This is a genomic window from Allosphingosinicella sp., assembly GCF_036387215.1.
Lineage (GTDB): Bacteria > Pseudomonadota > Alphaproteobacteria > Sphingomonadales > Sphingomonadaceae > Allosphingosinicella.
The window spans coordinates 1-4628 of record NZ_DASVUE010000373.1; the positions used below are offsets into that span (position 1 = coordinate 1).

4 protein-coding genes, 1 rRNA gene and 1 pseudogene are annotated in these 4628 nt (G+C 63.8%); 3 read left to right on the forward strand and 3 right to left on the reverse strand.

Going from position 1 to position 4628, the window contains the following annotated elements; all coding sequences use genetic code 11:
* Nucleotides 1-790 (forward strand): annotated as a pseudogene (locus VF662_RS14620) (hypothetical protein); the annotation flags it as partial.
* Here VF662_RS14620 and VF662_RS14625 read toward each other — a convergent pair.
* A complete protein-coding gene (locus VF662_RS14625) occupies nt 783-1163 on the reverse strand; it encodes an acyl-CoA thioesterase (RefSeq protein WP_464142562.1) in 381 nt (126 codons plus the stop codon). The pseudogene VF662_RS14620 and the gene VF662_RS14625 sit on opposite strands and share 8 nt — an antisense overlap.
* Nucleotides 1156-1446 (reverse strand): hypothetical protein, encoded by a 291-nt coding sequence (locus VF662_RS14630; RefSeq protein WP_464142564.1) that lies wholly within the window; start codon nt 1444-1446, stop codon nt 1156-1158. Before VF662_RS14630 ends, VF662_RS14625 begins: the two co-directional genes overlap by 8 nt.
* Nucleotides 1447-1525: 79 nt before the next feature.
* On the opposite strand from VF662_RS14630, the gene VF662_RS14635 reads away from it, so the two are divergent.
* Nucleotides 1526-1954 carry a CBS domain-containing protein gene (locus tag VF662_RS14635; RefSeq protein ID WP_464142566.1) on the forward strand — a complete coding sequence of 143 codons (429 nt, stop codon included), beginning with the start codon at nt 1526-1528 and terminating at the stop codon, nt 1952-1954.
* On the opposite strand, the gene VF662_RS14640 is transcribed toward VF662_RS14635, so the two are convergent.
* Nucleotides 1942-3432 carry a lipopolysaccharide biosynthesis protein gene (locus VF662_RS14640; RefSeq protein WP_464142568.1) on the reverse strand — a complete coding sequence of 497 codons (1491 nt, stop codon included), beginning with the start codon at nt 3430-3432 and terminating at the stop codon, nt 1942-1944. The genes VF662_RS14635 and VF662_RS14640 overlap by 13 nt on opposite strands.
* An 864-nt stretch (nt 3433-4296) precedes the next feature.
* Between VF662_RS14640 and VF662_RS14645 the strand changes: the two genes are divergently transcribed.
* A 16S ribosomal RNA gene (locus VF662_RS14645) occupies nt 4297-4628 on the forward strand; the annotation flags it as partial.

A 4628-nucleotide genomic window follows, 5' to 3' on the forward strand; every position in this document is an offset into this window, starting at 1 on the left:
CGAGGATTTCAATCAGGGGCCGCGGCCTTCGGGAGACGAGGTGCGCCTCCGCTGCTGGCCCAGCGCGACCACCTCCGACATCGAGCAGCGCGAGAGCTGGGCCGGAGGACCTCCGCCGCCTCCGCCCCCGCCACCTCCGGCTATGGTGCCCATGGCGATTTCCGATTCTTCCGAGATCGTGGTCACCGGCAGCCGGGTGAGCCGAAAGGCGGTGCAGGAGGAGCTTGGAGACTTGAAACTCTACCGGATCCCCGATCCGGTGACGGTCGCCTCGCGCAGCCAGAAGCAGGTGGCCATGCTCGAGCAGCCGGGGGTCAAGGTGGAGATGGTCTATCGGATCCGCATCCTTGCCCAGGAGCCGCCGCCGATAAGCGGGATCTCGCGGATCCTCGTCACCAAGAACCGCAAGGCCGAGGGGCTTGGGCTCCCGCTTCCGGCGGGGCGGGTGGTGCTGTTCGGCGCGGGGCGCGAGCGGCCGCTCCTGCTCGGCGAAGGCTTTGTCGACGACAAGGCGGTGGGAGAGGATGTGGAGATCGAGATCGGCTCCGCCACCGGCGTGATTGCCACGACGACTGTCTCCGACAGCCCCTCGAAGGCTGAGCGGATCGTCTATCTCACCGTCACCAACGATCGCTCGCAGCCGGTGCGTTTCGAGGCCGAGCTGGATGCCGATGAGGCGTTCAAGCCGGACTCGAAGCTCGCGCGCCGCGACGGGCGACCGTTCTGGTCGGTGATGGTGCCGGCGAACGGCAGCCGTACGCTCCGCTACCGGGTGCCCAAGCCTAGTTGAGCTGCGGGAGCGCGCGGGGGCGGTTGTTCTCGTCGAGGGCGACGAAGGTGAACAGGGCTTCCGTCACCTTCACATCCTCGGTGCCGCGGTTGCGGGTCGCGATCACTTCGATTCGAATGCCCATCGAGGTGCGGCCGGTCCGCTCGATATTGGCATAGACCGAGATCACGTCGTGGAGGAGGATAGGGGCGATGAACTCCATCGCCTCGATGGCGACGGTGGCGACCGAGCTGTTTGCGCGGCGCGAGGCGACGATGCCGGCGGCGATGTCCATCTGGCTGAGCACCCAGCCGCCGAAGATATGGCCGTTGGCGTTGATGTCCCCGGGCCTCGGCACGACCCTCAGGATCGGCTCGCCGCGCGTCTCAGTCATTCCGGTCTTCTCCGCGGTGGGCTGCCTCGTCGTGCCCGCTATTGTTGCTGAAGTAGACGAGCCCCATCAGGCCGGTGCCAAGCAGCACCGAAAATCCGACCCCGGCGATGGTGGCGATCACCATGTGGATCGGCACGGGCTGGCCGGAACTCTTGAGGTAGATGAGCGCCAGCAGCACCGCCACCACGGCGGCAACCGCCATCCACGACATCAGCCGCTTGTAGCGCGCCCAGGCCTCGGCGGTGCGTTGCATGGAGGGCGGAGCGGGATCGGGTCTGGGCATGCTTCCATTTGGAGGCGCGGCATGGGATCATCAAGGCTTGAGTAGGCGTTGACCAAAGGCATCCGAGGAGGCTGCGCTCATGACCATCGAATCGATCCTCCGGCAAAAGGGCGAGCGGCTCGTCAGCGTCGAGTGCGACACTCCGGTTCGGGAGGCGGTGCGCCTGCTCGCCGAAAACAGGATCGGCTCGCTGCCGGTCGTACGGGACGGCAAGGTCGTGGGGATCATGTCCGAGCGCGACATCATCTACTGCCTCGCGCGCGACGGCGAATCGGTGCTCGACCTGCTCGTCGAGAAGGTCATGACCGCACCGGCGATCACCGTCACGGCCGACGTTCCGGTCCTCGCCGCGCTTTCGATGATGAGCCAGCGCCGGATCAGGCATCTTCCGGTGGTGGAGGGCGAGCGGCTGGTGGGGCTGGTCTCGATCGGCGATCTCGTCGCCCATCGGATCGCACGGATCGAGCAGGAAGCCGAGGCGATGCGGGCCTATATTCAGAGCGCCTGAGCGGCTGCGGGTCGCCTCCGTACGAGCGCCAGCATCTCCTCGATCACCGCTCTCGCGAACAGGAACAACAGGGCCGCATAAGCCGCCGCGCCCGAACCCACCAGAATCGCGAGCCGCGTCTGCGCCGCCAGCGGCGGAAGCACCGAGTCGATCGCGAGCACGAGCAAGGCCATCAGCCCGGCGGCGCCGAACGCCGGCGCTGCCGCCCGTGCCAGCGCCATCGGTGCGGCGCCGATCACCGGCAGCGCGAGGGCGGCGCTGATCGCGAGATGGATGGGCAATGCCATGAGCCATGCCCAGGCCATCCCTTGAGTGCCCCAGTGGATGCCGATCAGGAACGCCACCGATAGCGTGAACGCGCCCGAAATCGCGATCCGAAGGGCAATTGCGGGGCGGCCGAGCGCGTTGGTGGCGGGCGTGAAGAGGAGCTGCAGCGTCAGGAACGGCATCGCCAGCCCGAGCGTCCGGACCAGCGGCGCGGTCGCGGCCCATTTCTCTCCAAGCACCGTCAGCACCAGCGGCTCGGCGGTGGCGGCAAGGCCCAGGTAGAACGGCATCGCGATCAGGAGGATCAGCCGCACCGACTTCAGGAAGGAGAAGGCGACTGCGCTCGGATCGTCCTGGATCCGCGAATAAGCGGAATAGGCCACTTCGTTCAGCGGCGGCACGAACTTGTGCGTCAGGATCTGCGTCAGGAACAATGCCGTGGTATAGAGGCCGAGATCGTGCGCGCTGAGCACTCGGCCCGCGATGAAGACGTCGCTCTGGCTCTGCACGAACCAGAAGGATTGCACGGCCACCATCGCGCTTCCGTACCGGAACATTGCGCCGGCGCCCTCGAATCGGAAGCTGGGCGCCACCAGCCACCTTGTCTTCACCGCCAGTCCGACAGCGCGCGTCCAGAACAGCGCCAGCCCGCCGAGCACCAGCGTCCAGACGCCGTAGCCGAGATAGGCGAGCGTCAGCATCGTGGCGGCGCTGAGGGCGGCGGCGGCGAGGTCGACCTGCGCAAGGCTCTTGAAGTTCATCTCGCGGCTGAGGAGGGCGCTCGGCACCGCGATCAGGGGCGTCGTCATAAAGAGGAGCGCCTGGACTCGAAGCAGATCGGCCAGCATCGGCTGGTGGAAATAGGCTGCGGCCACCGGTGCAAGCATCAGCTGCCCGGCGCCCAGCGCGCCGTTCAGGAGGATCAGCATCCCGAACGCCTGGCGGATCTTCCGCGGCGATATCGATTCGTCGCGGACGAGCGAGTTCGCGAATCCCCAGCCGTTCATCAGATTGAGGAAGACGAGTACCACCTGGGTCATCGCGAACAGGCCGTAGTCGCTCGGCTCCAGCATCCGGATGACGAGGAAGGTCGCGCCCCAGGTGAGGATTTGCCCGGCAACCTGGCTGCCGGAGCGCCAGACGATCGCGCGCTTCACCCGCTGGGTGAAGCCAACTGCTTCGTGCGGCTGGATTTTTTCCTCGGCACCCACTTGAAGGCCTGATCCTTGCACCTAAATCCTCGATCGGACGGCGCATACAGCATGGGGGTTAACCCGCTGTTGAGGCTGCCCGCTTCTTTGAAATTTCGGGGCGTCAGGCCATTGACGGACGGGTTCGACCTTTCCATATGGCCACCGCGGCGTGAGCGATCCTTGTGGATCCGCAGACCGTCGCGACCCCTTATCGATCGGCTCCCTCGGGAACGGCGCTGCCGTTGCCAAGGTGCCTTTCGGCTCTTTGAAATCGAGAGAATTTAGAGGCCATTGACGGCGGGAATTTTCCCTCCCATATGGCCTCGCGTGATGGCACGGCCTTGGAGCTTCCTCGGCTTAGTCATTGAAAACTTTTCGAAAAGCTTTCGAAAAATGGTCTTGACGATCGGCTCGGCCGACGCCATATGACCACTCACCGGCGGGGCTCACGGCTGATGCAGCCAGCGACCGACCGGAAGAAAGCTTCTCCAAAAAGTTTTCGAAAAAGCTGTTGACGGTCGATAATCTCGATCATATATGGCTTTTCACCGACGAGGACGGCCTTCGGGTAGGCCTCGTTCGCGCTTCACCAATCGGATGATCCGGTGCCCCGGTAAAACGGGGGAGGTGAAGCGTCGGCTCTTTGACATTGTTGGTTTTAGATGAAGGGACATGTGGGCGGCGGCTCCGGTCACCGGCAACCTCTGGGTGCCGGACGATCGGTTAAATTCAAGCCGTTCCTTAACGGGTCCTCGTCGAGCTTGCTCGGCGGGTTCTCGAATGTCCTCTTACATATCCACAGTAATATGTATTTGTGCAGGAACGGCTCCCAGAGATGCCGGCTTCTGCTTCGCGTTTTCCCGCGAGGTGGTTGTCGTACATAAACTTGAGAGTTTGATTCTGGCTCAGAACGAACGCTGGCGGCATGCCTAACACATGCAAGTCGAACGAGACCTTCGGGTCTAGTGGCGCACGGGTGCGTAACGCGTGGGAATCTGCCCTTTGGTTCGGAATAACTCAGGGAAACTTGAGCTAATACCGGATGATGACTTCGGTCCAAAGATTTATCGCCAAAGGATGAGCCCGCGTAAGATTAGCTAGTTGGTGAGGTAAAGGCTCACCAAGGCTACGATCTTTAGCTGGTCTGAGAGGATGATCAGCCACACTGGGACTGAGACACGGCCCAGACTCCTACGGGAGGCAGCAGTGGGGAA